Here is a 25108-nt window from a genome sequence, read left to right on the forward strand (position 1 = left end):
ATATGTCGGACGTGGAGAACAAGGAAGTACAGGAGCAGCCTAAGAAGCTGACTCAAGCGGAGAAAGCCAAGCAATTGCTGGCTCAGAAGAAGCAAGGCAAAGCGGATGGCTTCGCACAAGGCGGCTTTTCAACAAACACGCAGCAAATGAAGAGCCAGAACACGAAGAAGGTCAACAATCAACGCAAAAAGATGGGCGTGTAGTCAGCTTTCAGCTGGGTGATGCCTCATCGTCTGAATAGCCTTTTGCTATGCTGGGAATGCAGCGTAGCGGGAGGCTTATTTTTAAATATAGGAAAGTATATGATTTTCCCATCCTTTCTCTATATTTCTACGCGAAACAGTAGCTTTGCCGCCAGAGGGCGGCTTCAGCCGTTTACGCTTGAAATACATCCATTTTTAAGTGGCCCGTGCAGGAATGAATCGCAGCTTCTTCCCGCATAATGTACCTATACCATATTTCTTTGCGATGGAGGGAGAAGCATGCTGGCAGCAGGTGGAGGAGCCGTTAACATATTTTTGCTGGCGGGTGTGGCTACGACGAAAAGTGCCTTTAACGCTTGTCGGGACAAGCTTGATCAATTATTTCGCGAATCGGGCGTTGAGCCGCGCATTCATATTTTGCATCCTTATGGCGACAATAGCCGCAGTCTGTTTCGTCAGGTGCTTGAGGTCGGCAGCGATTTGACCAGCTTTATTGCAGCTGGACGCATCGGTGGGCAAATTGCCTACCGTCAAGTGAAGGAGAAGCTGATGAGCGCTGATGAGCCGTCCTTGTTCATCGGGCATAGCGGCGGTGGAGCGGCAGCTTATCAGGCGGCGAAAATGCTGATGGAGCGCAATCTCATGAGCAATTTCCGCGTCGTACAGGTCGGCTCGCCGCGCAATCATATTGCGCCGCAGCTGAAAGATAAAGTGTGTTATTTGTATGCCGTAAACGAGGCGGGCAAGCTTAATGATCCCGTAAGCCGCATCGGCAGTTGGGGCGGCTGGGAGCGAAGCGCTTCAGGAGTGCCGCAATGGCAGCGAATGAAGCATGCGCCTGGCAAGGTTGAGCCGATACACGTCATCGGCGGGCATGCTCATTATTTCCGCCATCAGGAGGCGTTTCGGGATCAAGATGCGATCTGCAACCTCGATAAAACGATCGACCGCTTGCGGCTATGGTTGAAAGACTGGCACTGATGTTCTACACTGTAAGTAGTAGGGCTTGCGATTTTCAGTGGTTGAAACGGAGGTGCCATAGCAATGGCAAACACGCATACGTATTCCAGACGCGAGGAAATAGCCAATGCCATCACACATGGCATTGGAGCTGCACTTAGCGTTGCTGCACTCGTTATTTTAATCGTATTTGCAGTGGAGAAGGGGACAGCTTCTCATGTAGTCAGCTTTACGATTTATGGAACAGCGATGCTGCTGCTTTATGCCGCATCGACCTTGGTGCACAGTTTTCCAGAGGGCAAGGCGAAGCGTGTTTTTGAATCGCTGGACCATTCCTTTATTTATGTATTTATTGCCGGGACGTATACGCCCATTTTGCTGCATATTGTCCAAGGGACGTTAGGGTGGGTTCTATTCGGCATCGTTTGGGGCTTCGCCCTTGTTGGTGTCGTATTTAAAGCTTTTTTTGCCTCAAAGTTTTTATTTACCTCGACGATTGTGTATTTGGCCATGGGCTGGCTAATCGTTTTCGCCTGGAAGCCGCTTACGAGCCATTTGGCGCCTGGCGGCCTGCAGCTGCTCATTACAGGCGGGCTGCTCTATACGGTGGGAACCGTATTTTATATGTGGCGGGCGTTTCCTTATCATCATGCGGTATGGCATATGTTCGTGCTTGGCGGGTCCGTGCTGCATTTCTTTGCCATTCTGCTTTATATGCTGCCGTCCTAAACGTTCAAAGAAGCTTGGCAATAGACGGATGCGGATGCGTTTGCATCTGCCTGCTGCCAAGCTTCTTTGTGCTTATTCTACTGCGTAAGCAGCGGGCACCAGCCGGGCGGCTCTGAACAGATGGCCAGTGCGAAAATAGGTTCCTCTACATACAGATCGTTAAAATAGCTCGGAAGCACATGGTTGGCAGCAACCGAGCCGAGCCTGAACGAGCGCTTGACCTCGCCCTTTACATGCAAGTAATAATACGTTTTTTTCGTTTGTGGCGATTGATACACAAGGGTTGGGAGATGGGGAACGATATCATATTCGTTTTGAAAACGCCAATGAGTGCCGACAAGATTGTTATAATTGCGCACAAATTTAGGATCGCCGACCCGCGGTGCCCCAAACGTATAAACGATCGGCGATTTTATTTCAGTATTCGCGGCTATATCGGCAGCTGCAAGCGTTGCCAAAGCGCCGCCTAAACTATGCCCCGTTATAAACAGAGGCTTATCTGCGGGCAGCTGCTCGATAAGCGCCAATATTTGATCGCGCGCAGACATATAAATATCGGTGAAGCCTTTATGCGTATAACCGCCATTTTTCACTGGACGATAGGGCGTTTGCTGGGCGATAAAATCCGATACCCAATCGACGGCGGAGCCTGAGCCGCGGAATGCGAGCACGGAGGACTGCTCCGACATCAGCAGGAAGCCGAACGCTTCCTCCGTCTGGTCGTAGGCTCGGGCATTGAACGTCCCGACCAGCGTATAATTGCGCGGCACGAGAAACAGCCCGCTTGGATTCGTAAATTGCAAATACGTTTGACCGCATACCGCAGCCAAAAATAAAGCCGTCCGAGTGTCCAGCTGCTGCGACTCCCGGTTGTTGTTTTTTTTCAAAGTTGCCATTGCCCGACCTCCGCTCCATATTGCGTCTCAGCGCAAGAAGTTTCTGCCTAAATGCCGCCTGCAAGTGGGCAGCTGATGTTGTAGCATATGAAAGGCTGGGCGACTCCGCAACCGCTTGGGCCAAGCTCTGGCAAATAAATTTGGCAAAGTAACAATGGACGTAGGCGAGCTTGCACCGTTATAATAACAGGAAAAAGTTTTACGAGGGGAGCTTGCACATGACTTTGCAGATTGGTGTTATCGGTACAGGTTGGTTTGGAAAGATGCATGCTGAAAAACTGGCGCGTATGGAAGGGGTCAACGTAGCAGCATTAGTGGCTACAAGCAAGCAGAAGGCAGACGATGCGGCTAAGCCGTTTACAGATGCACGCGGTTATGAAAACGTTTCCGATATGCTCGATGACCGGAAGCTGGATGCGGTCTATATTTGTGTTCCGCCGTTTGCCCATGGCGAGATTGAAAACGAACTGGTAAAGCGCGAAATTCCGTTTCTTGTCGAAAAACCGCTTGCTGTTGATATCGAGACTCCGGCAGCTATCGGACAAGCTGTTCAGGCTAGCGGCCTGATTACATCAGTCGGCTATCATTTCCGCTATATGGATGGCACGGATAAAGCGAAAGAGCTGCTGGCGGACAGGCTGGCTGCTATGGCGATTGGGAACTGGATGGGCGGTATGCCGGGTGTCGGCTGGTGGAGAAAAATGGAAGGCTCTGGCGGACAGTTTGTCGAGCAGACGACGCATATTGTCGATTTGCTGCGTTATTTGCTCGGGGATGTGACGGAGGTTTATGCCGCATATGGCGACCGGATTATGGCAGGCAAGGAAGAAGGCGTTGAGGTTCCCGATATTGGAACGGCTACCTTCAAGCTGGCGAGCGGCGCAGTAGCTTCCATCAGCAATACCTGTGCCCTTAGCGCAGGGGATCGTGCCGGACTGCACATTTATACGGATAAAGGGGTATTGGAGCTTGGGCATCATGGGCTCATTGACATCGAAGCCAGCCGCAAAACGGAGTACGTTAACAAGCGCGATCCTTATCAGCTTGAAAATGAGGCTTTTCTGCATGCCGTTCGTACCGGCGACACTTCGCTCATTCGTTCGACCTATGCGGATGCGTTGCGGACGCAGGAAATTACAGTTGCGGCTAACCAATCGGCGAAATCGGGCCTTCCGGTTCGTTTGCCTTCGTACTTATAAGCCGCTTAGCTGAAGGAATGAAGTTATGCTCTAAAATATAATAAAGCCCCTCCATATTCGCTGAAATAGCGAGCAATGGAGGGGCTTGTTTCATAATAAATCATGTTCAGCTATAGTCGGCGTGAACGTGTCAATGGCTTCGCTGCTGACGGAGCCTGCTCCTGTGAGGCCGTCTTGGCAGACGATGGGCGCTGCCCGCTGTCTTCATCCGCAAGCGTTTCCTTATACTTCTTGCGGCTGTGGCGGTCAGAACGAGTGGCAGCCAGCTTGCCAGAGCCGCCGCGGCCAATCAGCATATCGCCTGTCCAGCCTTTCTTCCACAGCCAGACGTAAATGAGTACGGTAATGCCGATTATGAAGGCGCAAAGAATCGTAAAGCCCCACCAGGTTTTGTCCCAAGGCAGCGGCTCCAAATTCACACCCCAAAGGGCAGAAATGACCGTTGCTGGAGTGAAAATCACGGTGAAAATCGTCAGCGTCTTCATAATATCATTGCCACGGAAGTTGGAGATCGCATCGTCCATTGAAATGAGTGTATCAATCTCCAGCGAATAATGCTTGAGCAGCGTATCAATTCGTTCCAGCTTATGAGTAATGCGCTTGTAGGCTTCGCTTTCCATAATTCCGTCGAGAAAAGCTTCCTTCACCGAGCCGTGAAGCTCGCGAACAGGCGTAAAGAGATGGCTCCAATGCAGCAAGTCATATCGCCTTTCAATGATGGTGTCCATCAGGCCGGTACGATTGGCGCTGCGCATATTATTTTCAAGATCGCCAAGCCGGTTCTCAAAGCCGTCCAGTCCTTCGTGGAAGGGGCCTAATATAACGCCGAGCATAACCAACAAGGCTTCCGGAGCGGTGTCACATGTTTCAAGCCTGCTCGTTACATCATCTGCCTGAAAGCGTATAGCTAGCCGCATATCCTCATGCATCGTCACAAGCCGCTTGCCTGATACCCAGAAGTGGAACGGCTGTATATCCGTATGCACATCCGAAATCTGGATCATCAGTGTGCCATGCACAAGCGGGCCGCGCTCTGTTGCTGGGGCAACCGTAATTTGATTCGTCGTCCGTCCGTCGCATTCCTCAAGCCAGGAGGCGCATTCAGGAAGCAGCAGCTTCGCCTCCAGCTTTTGCGAATCGGCACCGCTGCCCACCTGAACAGGGTATGGCCGCGCAGCAAGGAAGCTTTCATTATTTTTTCTGTTGTCCTTGCGTTTGGGCAGTTTCTGCCCGATCTCCGCATGCTGCCTTTCGAGCTGCAGCATTTGCCAATCCCACTGCGCGGGATAGCGAAGCACTCGATGAATCATCGCCTTGCCCCCTGCTTGTCCGATTTCCATTTCACTTCCCTCCATCATACCTTGAAAGTGTTTGTTGTACAACAACCGGGCGGCGAATCTGCAACATTGCGATTGATTCATTGCCGCTGAGGGTATAACTATTCTAAGAGCGCTCGGATGAAGCCAGCTGAAAAATGGCGAACACATCATTTGCCGAAATCAGCAGGCTTTTGTAATCACAATCAGGTTTAGGAGGAGATTCTAATGGCTAAGAAGCTGGGGATTTTCAAGACGGAGCAAGAAGTGATTGATACGGTTGCCGCATTGGAGCAAGCCGGATTCGTGCCGGGAGAGCTTCAAATTATTGCTAAGGATAGCGAGCATTCCCGCCGAATTGAAGCGGAAACCGATATTCATGCCGATGAGGTCATGGAACTGGCGCGCACGAATGGAAGCCGAGGGATGAATGAGGGGACGACGATTGCTGCTGCCGCTGTGATGCCTACGACTGGCATGACCGGAGCTGGCGGTTGGAGTGCGGTGCCAATGACAACGGATGGTTTGCTGGCGACTAATTTTATTTCAGATGACGATGGCATTAATCACGCGCTCAGAGCGCTCGGACTGGATAAAGCCGAGGATGAAAGCCGGGAAGCGATTCGTGCCGGGAGCATCATCGTCGTCGTGGAGACGGATGAGAGCCATACGATGATGGACAAAGAGGGCGGACCGAAGCTGGCGCGGCTTTCAATAGCGGAATCTGTATTTCGCAGCCAAGGCGCTGTGCATATAGCTGATATTTAGTGGATATATCAAATAAAGTTTATGTCATATAGAAAAGAAGGGCTCCGCCGATCGGCGGAGCCCTTCTTTTCTATATAGTGGTGTATATAAGCACACTATATGGCCGTGATGCAAGCCTGCTTAAACCTTTAATAAGGAAGGACGGTCAAGGCGCACGATGCTGGCGAGCGGATGCGCCTCGCCATTAATCATGTCCCGCAGCATATAGGCAGCCATCATGCTGTAGACGGTGCCATTGCCGCCATAGCCTAGGCAATAATAGACGCCGGGCATTTTTGGGTCTGCTCCGATAAAGGGCAAATTATCACGGGATTCGCCGAATGTGGCGCTCCATTCAAATTCCAGCGGCTGATCCAGCATCGGAAACAATGCCGTTATTTTTTCCAGCAGCTTATCGGTTCGCTTGCGCCTTAGCTTCTCGCTCTCAATCGGCGCTTCTGTCATTTCGTCCAGTCCGCCAACGACGATACGGCCATCCACCGTCGTGCGCAAGTATAAAAAGGGGCGCGCCGTTTCCCAAATGAGGCATTGGCCCGGCCAATTGGCCCGCAGCTTCGCGTCGTCCTGAACGACGGTAACGGCGGCAAAGGAACGGTTAATGTTGGCTTTAACGAGCTGGCCGCGCAGCTCCTCAGGCTCATAGCCAATAGCGAAAATCACATGCTCCGCCTCGATTTCCCAGCCGCCTGCAGTACGCAGCAGCTGTCTGCCTTCAGCGTACTGCTCATGCTTTACGATGTCGGTATGCTCATAAATTTGCAGCCCGGCTTCCACTGCAGCGGCAGAGACACCCTGCACGAACTGGAAAGGATTAACCTCGGCATCCCCCTGCGCCACAATGGCGCCCGGTTTGCGGAAAGGAAACTGCCGGGAAATATCGTCCGCTTCCAAGAAGCTGACATCGAAGCCATGCTTGAGCAGCATCTCATACTCCTTCCGCAGCATTGGCAACTCCTGCTCAGAGGTCGCATAGTATAGGCTGCTTCTTGGAATGAAGCCGACATCTACGGGGAGCTGCGCCGCAACTTCTCCCAGCTGCCGCACGGCATCCAGACAGCCGCGATAGAACCGAACGGCATCGTATTCGCCGATTTGGTCAGCGAGCTCCCACAGCATAATATCATTGGAAAACTGGAGCAAGCCCGTGTTGGCCGACGTACTGCCGCCAGCTACGCTTTCCCGTTCGAGCATCGCTGCTTCAATGCCGCTTTTCGCCAAAATATAGCCACAAATGGTACCCGACATACCGCCGCCGACAATGGCAACCTTCACTTTTTTGTTCGAGGTAATACTCGGATATTCTGCCGGGGAATTTAAGGTAGTAGGCCAAAACAGACTGCCTGTATGCAGCTCCTTCATCTGAGGCACAGCTCCTGTTCATGTTGATTTAAAAGGTGTTTCTTAGTAACCATTACACATCTAATCAATTGTTGTACCACTAATATGTCCCATATCGGCCTATCCGTATTACAAGCCATGCGGCTTGCTCGCTACTCCTTCTGGCTGCGCATCGCTTCGCGGTACGCGGTTGGGGATTGATTATAAAAACGCCGAAATTGCTTGGAAAAATAAAGCGCATCCTGCAGTCCGACAGAAGCGGAAATTTGCTCAATCGTCAGCTCTCCACGCTCTCGAAGCATCTGTCTAGCCTTGTCTATTCTCAGCTTGAGCAGGAAGGTGACGGGCGTCGTTCCCGTCTTGCGTTTGAAAAATCGCGATAAATAAGCGCGATTGTAGCCAAGCGCCTCCGCCATCTGCTCAATAGAAACGGGATGGGCATATTGCGTCGATAAATAATGGATCATTTTTTGGAGCAATTGCTCTCCCTCTTCATCGGCCATCAGTGCTTTGCCGCGAGCGGCATCGCTCATAACGGCGCTGTATTCAGCGAGCAGCAGCTGCAAATAGCCGCTTGCCTTCAAATGCGCAGCCGCCTCATTCGAGCGGAAAATATGGAAGATATGATGGAAAAGCACGGCGGGCCGCTTGCTGCTGCCCGTATCGACGACCGGCTGTGCAGCGGATAAGCCTGCTGTCTCCAGCAGCCCGCCTGCCAGTGTGCCCCTAAAAGCGACCCAGCGGTAGCGCCAAGGATTTTGAACATCGGATTCATAGCTGACCAGTTGCTCCGGTTCAATGAGAAAGGTATGCCCTGCCCGCATCTCGTAGCGGTTGTCGCCGCAAATGAAGATGCCGCTGCCTTCAAGGACGACATGCATCAAATAAAAATCATATACTTTCGGTCCGAGGCGATGGGCTGGCTTCGTCTGGCTTTCCCCTGCGAACAATACGTGCAGCAGATCGTTTTCGATGATCATAGGGCTTGAGGCGACTTTATAGTTCTCTGGTCTATTCATTCATTACACCTGCCTGCAATTGGGAATAAAGACTGCTTTATTTGCGGATTTTAATAATCATAGCATGTCTTAAGATCGATATGAAAGTCACATATATCCATGTAAATAGCACTTTGCGCCATTTTAATTGCCGCTTGCCTTGCGCTATACTGAAGGGGAAGACATCGCCTTACATCAAATTACTAAAGACGATAAAAAGGGACGTGATTGCAAGTGGCAAATGTTCAAGAGCTTACACAGAAATTTATCCAACAATATGGTGGAGAAGCCTCTTCCATTCAAGTATTTCATGCTCCAGGCCGGGTGAATCTGATCGGCGAGCATACCGATTATAACGGCGGTTACGTTTTTCCGGCTGCTTTAACGTTCGGCACTACGCTGCTCATTCGTGCGCGCGGAGACCGCAAGCTTGGGCTGGCAACGACGAATTTTCCAATGAGCCGGGAATTTGATCTTGAAAATATCGTTTATGACGAAGCGGATGACTGGATGAACTATCCGAAAGGGATTTTCCATGAATTGAAGCAGCGCGGCGTGAGCTACACATCCGGCTATGATCTGCTGTACCATGGCGAAATCCCGAACGGAGCGGGCCTGTCCTCCTCGGCTTCCATCGAAGTGGTTACGGCATATGCCTTGCTGACGCTTGAAAAACAGCCGATCGACAAGGTTCAAATTGCTCTGCTCTCGCAAAAATCGGAAAATGAATTCAATGGCGTGCAATGCGGCATTATGGACCAATTTGCTGTGGCGAACGGCAAGAAGGACCACGCGATTTTGCTCATGTGCGACACGCTGGAATATGATCTCGTTCCGTTCCAATCGGGCAGCTACAAGCTCGTTATCGGCAACACGAACAAGCGCCGCGGATTGGTGGATTCCGCTTATAATGAGCGCCGCAGCCAATGCGAGCAAGCGGTTCAGGACTTGACGCAGGCATTCCCTGAGCTGACGCTGCTTGGCCAAATTAACTTGGAGCAGTTCAATGCAAACAAGCATCTGATCAAAGAAGATATCGTCCGCAATCGCGCGCAGCATGTAGTCGAGGAAATCGACCGGGTGTTGCAATCGATGGAGGCTCTTAAAAAAGACGATCTCGCATTGTTCGGCCAGCTGATGAACGGCTCGCATGACTCGCTGCGCGATTTGTATGAAGTAACAGGTGCGGAGCTGGACGCGATGGTAGCTGCGGCTCGCAAAGTAGATGGCGTGCTTGGCTCGCGCATGACAGGCGCAGGCTTCGGCGGCTGCACCGTATCGCTCGTTCATGAAGACAGCATTGAGAGCTTCAAGCAGCAAGTGGGCGAGGAATACACGGCGGCAACCGGACTTGTAGCGGATTTCTACGTATGCAGCATCGGCAATGGCGTTGAGCAGCTGGTTTAAGCAACAGACGGCTTAAGCAGGCCTATCGAATGAAGCGTGTTGAACGGATTTAGCCGTTTACACTTACATGCAAGCAAATATGGGAGGGATAATACAATGGCAGTATTGGTAACAGGTGGAGCAGGATATATTGGTTCGCATGCTGTAGCGTCACTTAAAGAGCGCGGCGAAGAAATCGTCGTCGTTGACAATTTGGAGCAGGGGCATCGCGAGGCAGTAACAGGCGGAAAGCTGTACGTTGGCGATTTGCGCGATAAGGATTTTCTGGAAACGGTATTTAAGGAAAACAGCATTGATGCCGTTATTCATTTTGCAGCTAATTCGCTCGTAGGGGAAAGCATGCAAAACCCAGGGAAATACTATCATAACAACGTTTATGGCACATTATGCCTGCTTGAAAAAATGATCGAGCACAATGTGCTTAAAATTGTGTTCTCATCCACAGCAGCTACCTATGGCGAGCCGGAAAACGTGCCAATCGACGAATATGACCGCACGCTGCCGACTAATGCCTATGGCGAAACGAAGCTGGCTATGGAAAAAATGATGAAATGGTTCGATGTCGCGCATGGCTTGAAATTCGTATCCTTGCGCTATTTCAACGCAGCTGGCGCGCATGAGAGCGGCCTGATCGGCGAAGACCATAATCCGGAATCGCATCTTATTCCTATCGTGCTGCAGGCAGCGCTTGGACAACGCCCGCATATTTCGGTGTTTGGCGAAGATTATGAGACAGAGGATGGCACTTGCATCCGCGATTATATCCATGTCAGCGATTTGGCCGATGCGCACGTGCTTGCTGTAGAACGTTTGCGTACGGGTGCGGACAGCTCGATTTACAACCTAGGCAACGGACAAGGCTTCTCCGTTAAGCAAGTGATTGATATTGCGCGCTCCGTAACCGAACGCGAGATCAAGGCTGTCATTGAGCCTCGCCGGACTGGCGACCCAGCCGTACTGGTAGCGGCATCGGATCGTGCCCGCAATGAACTGGGCTGGAATCCGAAGCGCGACAAGCTGGAGGACATTATTCGCAGCGCCTGGAACTGGCATGTGGCGAATCCGCAAGGCTACAAAGGTAAAGCACAGGAGTAGGAGCAAGAGGAAGGAGCGTTTTTCGCATGACAGACAGCCAGACAGCCGCAGCAAATGCGGCGAAGGCGCTTGTAAATATTGAAAGACTGATTGGTTTTGCTTACCGCCAAGGCTTGCTTCACAAGCTGGACATTCATGCTGCCCGCAATGCGCTGCTTGATTTATTCGGCTTTACGGAGCCGCATGAGGGGGAAGTAGCTGAGGAGCAGCTGGATAGCGCGGTTTCGATCTTGGAGGAACTGCTCGATTATGGCTACAGCATCGGCCTGATTGAGGAAAATATTACGACTTATCGCGATTTGCTGGATGCGCGCATTATGGGCTTGCTCATGCCGCGCCCCTCGGAAACGGTAGCTGCTTTCGATCGGACAGCAGAAGCAGAGGGCATTTCCAAGGCGACGGATGCCTTCTATAAGCTGAATATTGATTCCAACTACATTCGCATGGACCGCATTCGCAAAAATAAATATTGGCTATATGATACGGATTACGGCAATTTGGAGATTACAATCAATCTGTCCAAGCCGGAAAAGGATCCAAAGGAAATTGCGCTGCTTAAGACGCTGCCGCAAGCTAAATATCCATTGTGCCTGTTATGTGCTGAAAATGTAGGCTACGCCGGACGCGCCGATCATCCTGCGCGGCAAAATCTGCGCGTCCTGCCGCTGACCTTGCAGGCAGAGCAATGGTATTTTCAATATTCGCCTTATGTTTATTACAACGAGCACAGCATTGTATTCAAGGGCGCGCATGAGCCGATGGCGATTTCGCACTCCTCGTTTGCGAGGCTGCTCGATTTCGTCGAGCTGTATCCGCATTATTTTATCGGCTCCAATGCCGATTTGCCGATTGTTGGCGGCTCGATTCTGAGCCACGACCACTTCCAGGCAGGACGTCATACGTTCCCGATGGAAGCGGCCGGGGTGGAAGCAAGCTTCGTTAATCCGGAGCTGCCAGGCGTCAAATACGGTATCGTAAGCTGGCCAATGTCCGTTGTGCGGATAAATGGCGCTTCGAAAGCCGATGTGCTGAAGGCGGCCTGCAGCCTGCTTGATGCTTGGCGTGGCTACAGCGACGCGGATGCCGACGTTCTCGCCTTTACCGCAGGTGATTTGGATGCGGCACAGACGCCGCATAATACGATTACGCCGATTGCCAGGCTGCGCGACAACGGCGAGTACGAGGTCGATCTTGTGCTTCGCAACAATCGGACGAGCGACGAGCATCCGGACGGAATTTTTCATCCCCATCAGCATCTGCATCATGTCAAAAAAGAAAATATCGGCCTGATCGAAGTGATGGGTCTTGCTGTTCTGCCAGGCAGACTGGCAACGGAGCTTGGTCAAATTGCCGCTTACTTGACGGGAGAGGCGACTATCGATGCTGCCCTTCAGGAAAGCGCTCATCCGCTTCACAAGCATGCAGAGTGGATTAGAGAGCTTGTAGCGTCTTATGGAACGTCCTGCTCAGAGAGCGAAGCTCAGGCGCATGTGGAGACTCAGACGGGTGCAAAGTTCCTTGATGTGCTGAAGGACGCAGGGGTATACAAACGCAACGATGCTGGAAAAGCAAGTTTTCAAAAGTTCCTGTTTTCCCTAGGGTTGCAAAGTGAATAATATAGGCTGAAACGTGAAGCTGGCTTTTAATCCTGAGGGGATTGAGAGCCAGCTTTTAATCTGTGAAATAATTAATTTGAAAAGTGTAAAAAATTATGGTATTTTTTATATGATTAAAAATAGTATTTACGTTACTAATGTTTTATTGTGATCGCCAACACTACAAGTTAGATGGAGGAGTTAATATGCCGGAAACTATTATGCCGTTAGATGATTTTTTGCAGTTGAATTCGGATGAGCAAGTGGAAAAGCTGAAAAGATGGAAAATGGATTATACGCTTAAAGATATTCGTGAAGCTTGGGATTTCAAACATTCCGCTCAGTATTACATGCTCCTTAAGAAACTCCGCATCTACGAGCGGGTTGTAAATAAGTCGGACAAGTTCTATCCGGTTCCAGATCATTTGTCTTCACAATCGGGTGGTGGATTTGAACGTGGATGGAGAGGACAGCCTTCTTACGCTCAGCAGGAGCTTAAGCTTCCAGCAGATCAGTTCAACTACAACTTGAACACAACGCTCAGCGGTGCTGAACTTGCTGAGAAACTCGAGCGCCTTGCTTTCTTCCTGAAGGGCGAGCAGAAACAAGTAGCCATTTCGCTGTCCCTTGAAGCAGCAGCAGCTGTAGCAGTGAAGGAATCCGAAACGACAGAAGAATAACACAAAGAAACCGGGGCAGCTCTTGCGAGTGCGCCGGTTTTCTTGTGTTGTCGAAGGGTGTAATATAATGTATTTTAATGGTATTACTTGAAGAGCTGTATTACTTGTTCCTTAGCTTGCCTAGCTCTGATACAAGGGCTTCAACTTCACTGATACTGAATTTTTCTTTGCTTGCAACGACCTCATACAGTTCCTTAATGTCTTCGTATTGCGTAATATTGAAATGGGAAGCCTGCATAGCGGCAGCCGAAGCCATCTTTAATTTTGTTTTGATGGTATCAATCATAAATTCAATATTTTGCGGCGTTTGCTGTTCAAGATCAAGCATGGGTAAATCCTCCTTCATCATTCAGGGCATGGATGCATGCGCCTGCTGTTTCATACTAATGCCGTCATTGTAACATAATTTTAGGACGGGCATCAGACAAATTGAATAGAACCGATAAATCCGATACAATTAATAGCAGGATGGGTAATTATAAAGTAGAGCATGAAGGAACGCAGATAAATTGAATGAAGCAGGTTAGCTTAAAGGAGCAGGAAGATGGAGCAGTCAGATCGTTTCAATCTCGAAATTGCTGAATTTCTGGCTCCGATTGCCAGGCAGTACCCGAATAGAAGCGATATTTCCTTCGTATGTATTGGTACAGACCGTTCGACAGGAGATTGCTTTGGGCCTCTCGTCGGCACGCTGCTGCGGGAGCAGGGCTGGGAGCATGTCATCGGCACAATGGAGCAGCCGTGTGACGCCTATGCAGTGGAACAGGCGGTTCTCAAGGCTGAAAATCATGCAGTCGTCATTGCGATTGATGCTTGTCTCGGCAAGCCGCAGTCGGTTGGAGCCTTTCTGGCGAAAGCGGGTCCGCTCCAGCCAGGAGCAGCAACGGGCCGGAGATTGCCGCCCGTCGGACATTACAGCATTGCAGGCGTTGTGAATGCGTTAAGCCACAAGCCATATATAACGATTCAGACGACATCGCTGTATCATGTCATGCAAATGGCAGAGCAGTTGGCAGCAGCGATTGCAAGAGCATGGCCGGGCAGTAAGCGCCTATTAAAATGGACAGAAGAGGAGCGTGTTTATTTTGGCTAATTGGATAACCTTGGCGAATCAAAAGCTGATGCTTGAGGAAGGCACAGAGCTTAGCTTTTACGACTCAGAAGCGTTAAAATGGCAGGCTGGAGCAACGGACTCAGATCCAGAGGCAGGCCACCCCTCTCCTGTGGTTGTGCTGCTGCATGGCTACTGCGGCAGCTCAGCCTATTGGGAAGAGGTTGCGCCGATGCTTGCACGGCAGTCGCGCCTGATCATTCCTGATCTGCGCGGTCATGGCTTATCTTCGGCCTCCGCCGATCTTGAAGCTACTATGGAATTGTATGCAGATGATCTTTACGCTATTCTTGAGCATCTTCGCATAGATAAAGTGTGCCTTATCGGCCATTCGCTTGGCGGCTACATCGCATTGGCTTTTGCAGAGCGGCATGCGGATCGGTTGGCGGCATTCGGGCTTGTGCATTCTACAGCTCTAGCCGACAGCGAGGCCGCGAAGGACAATCGGGACAATACGATAAATTTAATCAAGCAGGGCCAGCTGGAGCAGGTGATTGACGGCATGTCGCAAAAGCTGTTTGCTCCAGATAATTTGGACAAGCTGCCTAGCAAGGTGGCGCGTGTGAAGGCGATTGGCTATCAGACGGGCGGAACAGGAGCGATTGCCGCGGCATCCGGAATGAAAGCAAGGCCTGATCGGACGGGGATTTTGCGGGAAGCCAAGCTGCCTGTGCTGCTGCTTGCCGGGGAAGGCGACCAAATCGTTCCACCGGAGCGGACGCTGTTATTCGAAGGCCCCTCCATCACGCAGGTGCTGCTTCCAGATGCCGGCCACATGAGCATGCTGGAGCAGCCGGAAGCATGCGCAGAGGCGATCAGCAGCTTTATTGCTCGGATATAGGTTGGACGCACCTTTCTCGCAGAGGCGATCATCGTTCAAGCTAAATCATGGTTAGGCAGATAGAGGCTAGTGAAAGGGGGACGGAGCGATGTTTCAACGGGATTATTTTATGCGTATGATCGAGCAGATGACGGAAGCGGTCGGACAAGTAATGCAGCTGCGGCGAGAGCTGAAGCAGGAAGAGGCGCTTGTCGTCATTGACGAGCTGCTGGACCGCAGGTTTGGGCTAAGCGGGAAGCTGATTCGCACGTTGTCAGACGAGGATCTGCTCGCGGTTATGACGAAGAACGGCATCGTAGAGACGGACAATATCCAGGCGATCGCGATTTTGTTCAAGCAGGAGGCAGAGCTGTATGAGGATTTGGGCAAAGAAGCGGAAAGCTTTGCGCACAGCTTAAAGGCGTTGCACTTGTTTATGCGGCTTTCACTCATCGATGCGCCGCCGACGCTTACAGACTCGAGCGAAGAAGTAGTGAAATTGCTCGGCAAGCTGTCGCCATACGAGCTGCCCAATCGAACGAAGCATCTGCTTGCTGAGTGGCATGAAGCAGAGGGCGCTTTTGCGCTCGCTGAAAATATTTGGTACGAGCTGCTTGAGGACGGCGCAGCCGACAAAGGCGAGGTCGCCGCGTTTTATATGCGGCTGCTTCCTTTTGAGGAGGACAAGCTTGCGGCTGGCGGCTTGTCGATAGAGGAAATCAGAACAGGGCTTAACAGCCTGGAGATGGAGCAATAGCAATGACAGAACAGTGGCAGCAGGACATATGCCGCCTGACAGAAACGGGCGGGCTTTTGCAGGGAACGCTGAGCCAGCTTCGCCGCAAGGACGGAGACGCAGCGCCCAAAATCATCATTCGTCCCGTACAGTTGAAAAATGGCCTTCATTATCAATTTGAAGCTCATTATGCGAATAAGGTTATACATAACAATTGGCTTCCGAAAGATGCGGGGCCGAAGCTGGTCGAGCTGCTCGGTGAGCAATATCGCCAAGCACTTCTTAAAACGCAGGAAGCAGATATACAGCTGCTTCTGAGCAAGAAAGGCAAGCCGACTTTGCTCAAAAAGCCGCCAACCGCTAGTGCAGCAAGCACCGAGCAGCAGCACAACCGCCAGAAGCAGCGCGTCATTGCGGAAGGACAGGCGGCACCGTTTATGGTGGAACTGGGCATAATGACGCCGGAAGGCAAAGTCCATGCGAAAAAGCAGGATAAGTTCCGGCAGATCAATCGCTTCTTGGAAATGGTTACTGATGTATTGCCTCAGCTTCCTCAGGGCAAGCCGCTGACCATTATCGATTTTGGCTGCGGCAAGTCGTATTTGACGTTTGCCCTGTATCATCTGCTGGCGTTAGAGCAGAAACGGGATATTCGCATCGTTGGTCTTGATTTGAAGGCGGATGTCATCACTTTTTGTTCGGAGCTTGCACATACGCTTGGTTATGATAAACTGACATTTATGGTGGGTGATATTGCCGATTATGAAGGTGTAAGCGAAGCGGATATGGTTGTAACGCTTCATGCATGCGACACGGCTACCGATGCTGCGCTTGCTAAGGCAGTCGGCTGGGGAGCCTCGGTCATTATGTCCGTGCCTTGCTGCCAGCACGAGTTGTTCAAGCAGGTGAGCAGCGACGTTTTGGCCCCTATTTTATCGCAAGGCCTATTGAAGGAACGTTTTGCGGCTATTGCAACCGATGCGGCCCGTGGCACGCTGCTTGAGGTGCTGGGTTATAAAGTTCAAATGCTGGAGTTTGTTGATCCGGAGCATACGCCCAAAAATCTGCTCATTCGAGCGGTTCGCGGCGAGTCGGGCATACAGGCGAAAAAATGGGAGCAATATGAGCAGTTCCGTAATTTTCTGCAGATAGCACCTAGTCTTGAGAAACTGCTTGCCGAACGTTTGCCCGCAAACTAGCAAGTATATAACTTATTGGAAATTGCTTTAGGAATGCATGGATGATAGCGACCAAATGAAAGATGCCGATTACTAGCGTTATCATGGTTAAAGGCGGGAAACAAGGAAATGAGAAAAGTTCAGATTGGCATGGTGCAGCCGGGGGACAGGCTTGCCAAAACTATTTTTCAGGATAACGGCAGCGTGCTGCTCGGCGCAGGCGTGGAGATGAATGACCGTTTTATTAACAGGCTTGAAAATATGGGCTACGATTTTGTGTTTATTGAAGATAAGGCCACAGAAGATATTATGCCCGAGGACAGCATTCGCGACGAGACGCGCAAAAAAGCGGCGGAAGCTGTTTCTGCGACGATGAATGCGTTCAAAGAGCCCGCCCTGAAGGGGCGGACGATTGCCCCGGACATTGGACGGACATTCCGTTCGGTATTTGGGTCCATCATGCAGGACCTCGCGAGCAGGCCAAACATGGCGGTCAATTTGACCAGCATTCATTCGGCGGATGCCTATTTGTTTCAGCATTCGGTCAATGTTGCGATGCTTGCCGGCGTTATTGGAATCGCCAAGGGCTTCAATCGCAACCAGCTGGAGGATTTGGGCATTGGCGCGCTGCTGTTTGATATCGGCATGACGAAGCTGCCTCAGCCGCTGCTGGCGACGAAAGGGCCGCTATCCGATGCAGACCGCAAAATCATGCAGAGCCACACGATGGAGGGCTTCGATATTTTACGGAAGTATCATGATATTTCCCTCTTATCGGCCCACTGCGCATTGCAGCATCATGAGCGTTATGACGGCTCGGGTTATCCGCGCGGGCTTAAGCATGATGATATTCATATGTTCGCCCAAATTGTCGGGCTTGCCGATGTTTATGACGCACTGACTTCCCCGCGGCCTTATCGCAAAAGATATACGCCAACGGAAGCCATCGAATTTCTGTTTGCGGCCGGCAATACATACTTTGATTTTGAGCTGATCAAGCTCTTTTGCCGCCATATTTCCATTTATCCGGTGGCGACGACGCTGCTGCTCAGCTCTGGACAGACCGCCGTCGTGACAGCGAACAATGAGCTGGCCCTGCATCGTCCACGCGTACGCATTATTCGTGAAGCCGATGGTTCGCATACGGCAGCTCCTTTTGAAATTGAGCTCAAGGACGACATGTATTTGACGATTGTCAAAGAGCTATAGGGTCAAGCACGAGGCTTTCTTACACATTAAGGCAGCTTTTTCCCGCAGAGCTGTTAAGAAAAGAAAGAATATAAATGGGTTCGCTAGGTTAGGGGCTTGACTATACAAGCATTCCTTATGCTGCATAAGCTGTTAAGGCGAAAGTGCAAAAAGGAGTGGTGGTATAATGTCTAAAAAAATGAAACCCCCGTATTTAGGCCCTAAGGGTACAGGAAAAGTGATCAGCAAGGTAACCGGGACAAAGAGGCTTCAAAGCGGAGGCCCGACCTTTAACCGTCTGACGGTTGTATGGGTTACGACCAGTGGCGTGCCGTTTAATACGACCGGTTTTTTTGCCCGTCTGTTTAGAGGCAATACTGTGGTTGCGATTGCGGCGTTTGACCGTTTCGGTGTCGTCAGGTTTAACCAGATTGAGACGCTGACAAACGTATCTTACACGATTCGTTTATTCAATTCGAATGGCGTACTGTTCCGTACGGCTTTCATTCCGGCAGGGGTACAAACCTTCGCGGTAATCGGCTAACTTCAAATCCTCTTGCATTTTCCGCTCATAACAGGCGGAGAGGGCAGGAGGATTTTGCTTTCTCTTTGAATCTTCTCTATCTTCATGTAATATGGGGATAGATGTATAAAGGGGGAGCTTTGATACATATGGGTGTGCAGCATCATACTTTATCCAAGCTGGATATTATTCGCAGAATTCTATTTATTACAATTGGGGCTGCGCTGGTATCTGTAGCTTTAGAGATTTTTCTGGTGCCGAACCATATTATCGACGGCGGAATTGTAGGCATTTCTATTATCGTATCCCATTTTACGGGGCTGCCGCTCGGCTTGTTTTTGTTCTTATTAAATCTTCCTTTCCTGCTGCTAGGGTATAAGCAAATCGGCAAAACCTTTGCTTTATCGACGTTATACGGCGTTAGCGTCATGTCGCTGGGCACATTTTTGCTGCATCCGGTGAAGGCGATTACGAGCGAATATGTGCTGGCCGCTATTTTCGGCGGTGTCATATTGGGCGCTGGGGTTGGACTCGTTATCCGTTTTGGCGGATCGCTGGACGGGACGGAAATTGTTGCGATCTTGAGCAATAAGCGCCTGCCGTTTTCAGTAGGCGAGGTCGTGATGTTTTTTAATCTTTTTATATTGTGCAGCGCCGGATTTGTATTCGGTTGGGATCGGGCGATGTACTCGCTATTTTCTTATTTCATAGCATTCAAGATGATTGACATTACGATTGAAGGCTTCCAGGAATCGAAGGCCGTCTGGATTATCAGCGAAAGCTGGCAGGAGATTGGCGCAGCTATTATGAGCCGTCTCGGCCGCGGCGTCACTTATTTGCACGGCGAGGGCGGCTTTACCGGCGGGCAGAAACGGATTATTTTTTGCGTCATTACCCGGCTGGAAGAAGCGAAGATGAAATCGATTGTACAGGAGCTTGATCCGGCTGCTTTTCTGGCCGTCGGCAACATCCATGATGTGAAGGGCGGCCGCTTCAAGAAGCGTGATATTCATTAGCAAAGGGGTTTAAGCTTTGGATGAGTTTGCAAGCATCAGCCATTGGACGGCGGGCAGACAGTCCGCTGAATGGCAGCAGCAAAGAGGCGTGACGCTCGGCATTGGCGATGATACAGCCATCATTGCTCCTGCGGCAATGGCGGATGAGCTGGATGGACCGCTGGAGCTGCTGATGGCCGTCGACACGATGGTGGAGACGGTGCACTTTAATGCGTATACGATGACCGATGAGGATGTCGGATATAAGGCGCTTGCCGCGAACGTGAGCGATATCGCGGCAATGGGCGGTGTGCCGCGGCATGCGCTCGTGTCCGTGAGCGTGCCGGCGGCATATGGGCCGGAGCGGATAGCTCGGCTCTATGATGGGCTTTATGCGTGCGCCGCGGATTACGGCGTCGCGATTGTTGGCGGCGATACGACGTCTTCGCCGCAGCACTTGGTTGTTGCGGTGACGGTGACGGGAGCCGTCGAAGCTGGGCGGGCTTTGCGCCGCTCCGGGGCGAAGCCCGGAGACGCGGTTGTGCTGACCGGAGCCGTCGGACTGTCGGCGGCAGGTCTGCATTTGCTGCTCGCGCGCAAGCAGGAGCGTCAAGAGCAGGCGGCGCGCGAGGCAGTAGAATCGGGCGAAACGGGCAGAGCTAGTGATGCTAGTGATGCCAGTGGGACACAGCCTGCTGGGGATTCGCAAGCGGCAAGCTCAGCGGGCGTTTCAAATCAAGCGCAGCACGAAGAGGTGCGCGGAGCGGCAGCGCTCATAGGGGCGCATTGCCGCCCTGTACCTTCCGTGCGTGCGGGACGTTTGCTGCTTGAGCGTGGCAGCTGTAATTCCCTTAATGATGTGAGCGATGGGCTTGCCAGCGAAGCATGGGAGATTGCCGAAGCCTCACAGTGCTGCCTTGTGCTCAAGGAAGATATGCTTCCACGCAGCGGCAGTATGGCTGCTTATGCGGCGGATGTTGGAATCGATCCGCTGGAGTGGATGCTTTATGGCGGCGAGGATTATGTGCTGCTAGGCACAATGGAAGCCGCTGATGTGCAGGCAGCACGCGAAGCTTTCCATGCCGAAGGCTTGCCATTTTATATCGTTGGCGAGGTGAGGCAGGGGGCGCCTTCAGTGGTGCTGGAGCCGGCGTTGTCAGCCAAAGCGGACGGAGCTGCTGCCAAGGGCAAGTGTATGCCCCTTGCCAAGCGAGGCTATAATCATTTTAAGAAATGAAATTGGGTGAATAGGATGCAAACAGCGATTGGAGAAGCACAGTGGAAGGCGAGCAGCACGAAGGATACGGAAGCACTTGCGACGCTTATTGCTTCATGGGCAAAATCAGGCACGCTGCTGGCGCTTGACGGTGATCTTGGTGCGGGAAAAACGACGTTTTCACAGTTTTTTGCGAAAGCCATTGGCGTGCAGGGCATAGTAAACAGTCCGACCTTTACGATTATCAAAGAATATGAAGGCGCTGAGATGCCCTTTTATCATATGGATGTTTATCGCGTATCCCTTGAGGAAGCGGACGAGCTGGGACTTGACGAATATTTTTACGGCAGCGGCGTGACGATTGTGGAATGGGCAAGCTTGATCGAAGAGCTTTTGCCCGAGGAGCGCTTAGAGCTGTATTTGGAGCATACGGGCGGCGAAGAGCGGGTAATTCGGCTGAAAGGCATCGGGGAAGCCTACGCGGGCTGGTGCCAGTCTTTGAATGACAGGGAAGTAGGGAAGCAACATGGTTGAGCAGGCGGAGCAGCCCATATTAGCATTTGATACCTCGACGGCTGCCCTCGCGGCGGCTGTTATTCAAGGTGATCGGATTTTAGGTGAAATTCAATCTTTTGCGGAGCGCAATCACTCCGTTTATATTATTACGCATTTAAAGCAGCTGCTTGAGGATTGCGGTGTAAGCAAGAAGGAGCTTGGCGGCATCGCTGTAGGCGGCGGCCCGGGCTCTTACACGGGCATGCGAATTGCGGTAACAGCGGCTAAGACGCTTGCTTGGACTTGGGATAAGCCGTTAGTAGCGCTGTCCAGCCTTGAAGCGATTGCTTACGGGGCGTGTGAGCGATTAAAACAAACCGATGCGATGATTTCAACTATGCAGCAACAAATTCAGGCGGATCACCCTAATATGAACAAAATGGCTGTATGGTTCATTCCTATCATGGATGCAAGGCGGGGCCAGGTATATACGGCAAGCTTCTCCTATGCATATGGCGATCAATGGGAACGCCGTGCTGCTGATGGAATCAGGCTGATGCGGGATTGGGTCGACCAGTTATTGGAGCAAGTTCAAGAGCAGGTTCAAGAACAGGAACAAGAGCAGGCTGAGCTTAAGCCAACTCAGGTTCCAGCTGGATATGTTACTAAAATTTACATCACTGGCGATCTTAAGCTCCACGAGGCGGAGGCGCAGCGGCTCGTAGAAGGCTGTGCAGAAGCGGGTGTAGAGGTTAGTCTGTTTCCTTATGAGCTCGAAGGCAGGGCGATAGCTGAGCTGGGGCGGAAGCGCCTGCTTGCGGGGGATATAGATGACCTCCATACGCTTGCGCCAAACTATACACAGCTGCATGAGGCGGAAGTTAAGCTGCAGGAAAAGGAAGCTGCTCTAAAGGCTGAACAGGAAGCTGAAAGGGCAGCCGCCCAATCGGCTTCACTAAAGGCTGCAATTAATGCCGATGTGGATGCGGCTCGAGTAAAGGATGCGGAGCCATGATGAGAGAAATCAATCGGGATGAAATGATTTATCGGTCCATGACGTTGCAAGACATACCGTTTATTGTGGCGATCGAGCAGGAGGCCTTCACAGGTCCGTGGACAGCAGAGGCTTTTACCAATGAATTGACGAATAATATGTTTGCCAAATATATGGTGATGGAATACGAGAAGGAAGTTATCGGCTATGCGGGCATGTGGGTAATCGTGGACGAGGCGCATGTAACGAATGTAGCGGTACGTTCCGATCATCGCGGACAAGGGCTTGGCAAGCTGCTGCTGGGCGAGCTTCAGCGGACGGCAGTGTTTTTCGGCGCGAACAAAATGACGCTGGAGGTCCGGGTATCCAACGAGGTGGCGCAGCGGCTTTACCGCAGCCTTGGTTTTGAATCGTCGGGCATTCGTCCCGGTTATTATTCGGATAATCAGGAGGATGCGCTCATTATGTGGGCGGAGCTTGATACGAGCAGCTTAGGCGTCCGGGAAGAGGGGCAGGAGTATTGAGCATGCAACAACAGGAAACGGTGAAAGCGGCAGCGGAAAATGGAAGCAAGTCAGGCCTTATTCTTGCCATTGAGACGAGCTGTGATGAAACATCCGTTGCCGTCATTCAGGACGGTAAACATATATTATCGAATGTCATTTCGAGCCAAATCGAGGTGCATCAGCGCTTTGGCGGCGTTGTGCCGGAAATTGCCTCACGCAAGCATGTTGAGGTTATTACGCTGATGATTGAACAGGCTATTGCTGAATCGGGCATGAAGCTAAAGGATTTGTCTGCAATTGCGGTGACGCAGGGGCCGGGACTAGTAGGCGCACTGCTTGTCGGCATCGTAGCGGCCAAAACACTGGCAATGGCGCTAGATTTGCCCTTGATCGGCACCCATCATATTGCGGGGCATATTTACGCCAACCAGCTCGTGCATGAGCTGGAGTATCCGTGTATGGCGCTCGTCGTTTCTGGCGGGCACACGGAGCTGGTGCTGCTCGAAAATGAAGGCTCCTTCCGCATGATCGGGCGTACGCGCGACGATGCGGTTGGGGAAGCATACGACAAAGTAGCTCGTTCGCTCAAGCTGCCTTATCCGGGCGGGCCGCATATCGACCGTCTGGCTTCAGAAGCAACGGAAGCGCTGGCGCTGCCAAGGGCATGGCTGGAGGCGGACTCCTATGATTTCAGCTTCAGCGGCTTGAAGTCGGCGGTGCTGGCGGTTATTAATCAGACGCAGATGCGCGGGGACACGCTCAATGAAGCGGCGCTGGCACGGGGCTTTCAGGAGTCGGTCATTGAGGTGCTTGTTGAAAAAGCGCTTCGCGCCGTTCGCGCCTATGGCGCCAAGCAGCTGCTGCTGTGCGGAGGCGTCGCGGCGAATCGCGGCCTGCGGGCAGCTCTGACTTCCCGCTGCGAAGCGGAAGGCGTGCCGCTGCTCATTCCGCCGCTGACGCTGTGCACGGATAACGCGGCGATGATCGGAGCTGCCGCATTCCTGAAATGGCAGCGCGGCGAATATTCGTCGCTCGATCTTAAAGCCGAGCCAAGCTTCAGTCTGGAAGGCTGGATGGCACCGCAGGTGCAGAGCTAGACTAACGGCTGCTGGAAATTTTTTTGGTGCTGTGATTGACATCTAATTTTTGAAGGCCTATAATAGGCAACAATACTTTGAACTTCATATTCTGCAAACGCAAGGAACAGGAATAGTAGGGCCATTCCCGGAATGAACAGAGAGCTGCGGGCTAGTGCAACGCAGTCGACGGAAGCCTGAAGCTCGCCTGGGAGCGGAACAGTGGAACAGCTGGCTAACCATGGATAGCCGGATTTACTACACTGTCACGGCTAACCCCCGTAATCGGGTGCGCATCAATCAACATCCGGAGTTGATGATGTGCCTAAGGTGGGCATTCTAATTTGCTGCAATAGCAAAGCGGAAGGTCAACAAGGGTGGTACCGCGCAGGATTATAATAAGCCTGTCGTCTCTTGATTTATTCAAGAGACGACAGGCTTTTCTTGTTGTTTGGAAGTTCAAAGTTGGAAGCGAGCTATGAAATGAGCAAGCAGGCAAGTTATACATGAACCAGCACAATAAGCTGAAATCACATACAGAAAACGCATTGAACAGGAGTAGTAGAGCGGTAAAGCGGGACAACAGCGGGAACCTTGAGCGAGGCGCGGCAGGCGGATAACAAAGCTGCTGCATGATCGACAAGGAGCGCTGCAGAGAGCTGCGGGATGGTGCGACGCAGTCGAAGCTTACGTTCGAACTCGCCTGGGAGCGGAATGATGGAACCATCGGTGCAGGCAGCTGCGGTTAGCTGCAAGCCTAATGCGTACATCGTTACGGAATCAGCCCCCGTCATCGGGCATCAAGCGGGTGTGGACCCGCGCGAATGTTGCAGGCATGGGATTATCCATCCAGCAGCAGCGTGAAAAGAGAAGCCAATCCGGTTTTTCTGCTCAAGCGCATACAGGGTCCGGCCAATTAGAGTGGTACCACGGTGGGTGAAAAAGCCTGTCGTCTCTTTCAATTAGAGACGGCAGGCTTTTTTTAATATAAGCATTTATAAGTTTCACCCTTATAAACAGCTTATATTTCTCGGAATGAAACGCGCCGCGCCGCCAAAGGATGGCGACAGCCGTTTAACCTTGGTT

General features: G+C 51.6%; 27 protein-coding genes. 22 read left to right on the forward strand and 5 right to left on the reverse strand.

Translation table 11 applies throughout. From position 1 onward, the window contains the following. Positions 1–2 precede the first annotated feature (2 nt). From AC6B99_RS20465 to trhA, 3 genes are all read left to right on the forward strand, one after another. Positions 3–203 carry a hypothetical protein gene (locus AC6B99_RS20465; RefSeq protein ID WP_046229059.1) on the forward strand — a complete coding sequence of 67 codons (201 nt, stop codon included), beginning with the start codon at positions 3–5 and terminating at the stop codon, positions 201–203. Positions 204–482: 279 nt separating this feature from the next. After that, positions 483–1184 carry a hypothetical protein gene (locus tag AC6B99_RS20470; RefSeq protein WP_496664094.1) on the forward strand — a complete coding sequence of 234 codons (702 nt, stop codon included), beginning with the start codon at positions 483–485 and terminating at the stop codon, positions 1182–1184. A 63-nt stretch (positions 1185–1247) separates the two neighbouring features. Next, the gene (gene trhA, locus AC6B99_RS20475; RefSeq protein ID WP_056037132.1) at positions 1248–1892 is read left to right on the forward strand and encodes a PAQR family membrane homeostasis protein TrhA; all 645 of its coding nucleotides are present in this window, start codon (positions 1248–1250) and stop codon (positions 1890–1892) included. Between the two features lie 77 nt (positions 1893–1969). Here trhA and AC6B99_RS20480 read toward each other — a convergent pair whose 3' ends face one another. Then, entirely contained in the window at positions 1970–2788 is an 819-nt protein-coding gene (locus AC6B99_RS20480; protein ID WP_056037129.1) for a lipase family protein, read from the reverse strand. Between the two features lie 218 nt (positions 2789–3006). Between AC6B99_RS20480 and AC6B99_RS20485 the strand changes: the two genes are divergently transcribed. Further along, positions 3007–3987 (forward strand): Gfo/Idh/MocA family protein, encoded by a 981-nt coding sequence (locus AC6B99_RS20485; protein WP_496664095.1) that lies wholly within the window; start codon positions 3007–3009, stop codon positions 3985–3987. Between the two features lie 110 nt (positions 3988–4097). Here the strand turns inward: AC6B99_RS20485 and AC6B99_RS20490 are convergent, their stop codons facing one another. After that, on the reverse strand, positions 4098–5327 hold the full coding sequence (locus tag AC6B99_RS20490) for a magnesium transporter CorA family protein (protein ID WP_496664096.1): 1230 nt from the start codon (positions 5325–5327) through the stop codon (positions 4098–4100). A 204-nt stretch (positions 5328–5531) separates the two neighbouring features. On the opposite strand from AC6B99_RS20490, the gene AC6B99_RS20495 reads away from it, so the two are divergent. Beyond that, on the forward strand, positions 5532–6071 hold the full coding sequence (locus AC6B99_RS20495) for a general stress protein (protein WP_056037122.1): 540 nt from the start codon (positions 5532–5534) through the stop codon (positions 6069–6071). A 120-nt stretch (positions 6072–6191) separates the two neighbouring features. Here the strand turns inward: AC6B99_RS20495 and AC6B99_RS20500 are convergent, their stop codons facing one another. Continuing rightward, positions 6192–7430 carry an NAD(P)/FAD-dependent oxidoreductase gene (locus tag AC6B99_RS20500; protein WP_496664097.1) on the reverse strand — a complete coding sequence of 413 codons (1239 nt, stop codon included), beginning with the start codon at positions 7428–7430 and terminating at the stop codon, positions 6192–6194. Positions 7431–7561: 131 nt separating this feature from the next. Beyond that, positions 7562–8428, reverse strand: a complete 867-nt coding sequence (locus tag AC6B99_RS20505) for an AraC family ligand binding domain-containing protein (RefSeq protein ID WP_494864175.1) — start codon at positions 8426–8428, stop codon at positions 7562–7564. Between the two features lie 213 nt (positions 8429–8641). On the opposite strand from AC6B99_RS20505, the gene AC6B99_RS20510 reads away from it, so the two are divergent. The 4 genes from AC6B99_RS20510 to AC6B99_RS20525 all read left to right on the forward strand — a co-directional run bounded on the left by AC6B99_RS20510 (position 8642) and on the right by AC6B99_RS20525 (position 13184). After that, positions 8642–9814: a galactokinase gene (locus AC6B99_RS20510; protein ID WP_056044055.1), complete on the forward strand. Its 1173-nt coding sequence runs from the start codon at positions 8642–8644 to the stop codon at positions 9812–9814. Between the two features lie 96 nt (positions 9815–9910). Then, a complete protein-coding gene (gene galE, locus AC6B99_RS20515) occupies positions 9911–10909 on the forward strand; it encodes a UDP-glucose 4-epimerase GalE (RefSeq protein ID WP_430159024.1) in 999 nt (332 codons plus the stop codon). 26 nt (positions 10910–10935) lie between these two features. Continuing rightward, the gene (locus AC6B99_RS20520) at positions 10936–12525 is read left to right on the forward strand and encodes a UDP-glucose--hexose-1-phosphate uridylyltransferase (protein WP_494864176.1); all 1590 of its coding nucleotides are present in this window, start codon (positions 10936–10938) and stop codon (positions 12523–12525) included. A 185-nt stretch (positions 12526–12710) separates the two neighbouring features. Further along, positions 12711–13184: a hypothetical protein gene (locus AC6B99_RS20525; protein WP_046229069.1), complete on the forward strand. Its 474-nt coding sequence runs from the start codon at positions 12711–12713 to the stop codon at positions 13182–13184. Between the two features lie 100 nt (positions 13185–13284). Here AC6B99_RS20525 and AC6B99_RS20530 read toward each other — a convergent pair whose 3' ends face one another. Then, positions 13285–13512, reverse strand: coding sequence for a DUF1128 domain-containing protein (locus AC6B99_RS20530; RefSeq protein WP_056043466.1), 228 nt, complete (start codon positions 13510–13512; stop codon positions 13285–13287). A gap of 216 nt (positions 13513–13728) precedes the next feature. Here AC6B99_RS20530 and yyaC point away from each other — a divergent pair, with 216 nt between their 5' ends. The 13 genes from yyaC to AC6B99_RS20595 all read left to right on the forward strand — a co-directional run bounded on the left by yyaC (position 13729) and on the right by AC6B99_RS20595 (position 24886). After that, on the forward strand, positions 13729–14277 hold the full coding sequence (gene yyaC / locus AC6B99_RS20535; protein ID WP_056043469.1) for a spore protease YyaC: 549 nt from the start codon (positions 13729–13731) through the stop codon (positions 14275–14277). Continuing rightward, entirely contained in the window at positions 14270–15136 is an 867-nt protein-coding gene (locus AC6B99_RS20540) for an alpha/beta fold hydrolase (RefSeq protein WP_496664098.1), read from the forward strand. The genes yyaC and AC6B99_RS20540 overlap by 8 nt, the downstream gene beginning before the upstream one ends. 88 nt (positions 15137–15224) lie before the next feature. Further along, positions 15225–15872 carry a DUF6483 family protein gene (locus AC6B99_RS20545; protein WP_496664099.1) on the forward strand — a complete coding sequence of 216 codons (648 nt, stop codon included), beginning with the start codon at positions 15225–15227 and terminating at the stop codon, positions 15870–15872. A gap of 2 nt (positions 15873–15874) precedes the next feature. Then, positions 15875–17050: a methyltransferase gene (locus AC6B99_RS20550; RefSeq protein ID WP_494864178.1), complete on the forward strand. Its 1176-nt coding sequence runs from the start codon at positions 15875–15877 to the stop codon at positions 17048–17050. A 108-nt stretch (positions 17051–17158) separates the two neighbouring features. Beyond that, positions 17159–18238, forward strand: a complete 1080-nt coding sequence (locus tag AC6B99_RS20555; protein WP_056043480.1) for an HD-GYP domain-containing protein — start codon at positions 17159–17161, stop codon at positions 18236–18238. Between the two features lie 166 nt (positions 18239–18404). Then, on the forward strand, positions 18405–18761 hold the full coding sequence (locus AC6B99_RS20560; RefSeq protein ID WP_056043484.1) for a hypothetical protein: 357 nt from the start codon (positions 18405–18407) through the stop codon (positions 18759–18761). 128 nt (positions 18762–18889) lie between these two features. Beyond that, positions 18890–19756: a YitT family protein gene (locus tag AC6B99_RS20565; RefSeq protein ID WP_056043488.1), complete on the forward strand. Its 867-nt coding sequence runs from the start codon at positions 18890–18892 to the stop codon at positions 19754–19756. Positions 19757–19772: 16 nt separating this feature from the next. Next, positions 19773–20972 carry a thiamine-phosphate kinase gene (locus AC6B99_RS20570; RefSeq protein WP_496664100.1) on the forward strand — a complete coding sequence of 400 codons (1200 nt, stop codon included), beginning with the start codon at positions 19773–19775 and terminating at the stop codon, positions 20970–20972. A 15-nt stretch (positions 20973–20987) separates the two neighbouring features. Then, positions 20988–21485 carry a tRNA (adenosine(37)-N6)-threonylcarbamoyltransferase complex ATPase subunit type 1 TsaE gene (gene tsaE / locus AC6B99_RS20575; RefSeq protein ID WP_496664101.1) on the forward strand — a complete coding sequence of 166 codons (498 nt, stop codon included), beginning with the start codon at positions 20988–20990 and terminating at the stop codon, positions 21483–21485. After that, complete coding sequence (tsaB, locus tag AC6B99_RS20580; RefSeq protein ID WP_496664102.1) at positions 21478–22461, forward strand: tRNA (adenosine(37)-N6)-threonylcarbamoyltransferase complex dimerization subunit type 1 TsaB; 984 nt, start codon at positions 21478–21480, stop codon at positions 22459–22461. The genes tsaE and tsaB overlap by 8 nt, the downstream gene beginning before the upstream one ends. Continuing rightward, positions 22458–22964, forward strand: coding sequence for a ribosomal protein S18-alanine N-acetyltransferase (gene rimI, locus AC6B99_RS20585; protein ID WP_099518703.1), 507 nt, complete (start codon positions 22458–22460; stop codon positions 22962–22964). Before tsaB ends, rimI begins: the two co-directional genes overlap by 4 nt. A 2-nt stretch (positions 22965–22966) precedes the next feature. Continuing rightward, positions 22967–24043: a tRNA (adenosine(37)-N6)-threonylcarbamoyltransferase complex transferase subunit TsaD gene (gene tsaD, locus AC6B99_RS20590; RefSeq protein ID WP_496664103.1), complete on the forward strand. Its 1077-nt coding sequence runs from the start codon at positions 22967–22969 to the stop codon at positions 24041–24043. A 693-nt stretch (positions 24044–24736) separates the two neighbouring features. After that, positions 24737–24886 carry a hypothetical protein gene (locus AC6B99_RS20595; RefSeq protein ID WP_162241956.1) on the forward strand — a complete coding sequence of 50 codons (150 nt, stop codon included), beginning with the start codon at positions 24737–24739 and terminating at the stop codon, positions 24884–24886. The last annotated feature ends 222 nt before the right edge of the window (positions 24887–25108 follow it).

The organism is Paenibacillus liaoningensis (genome assembly GCF_059609455.1).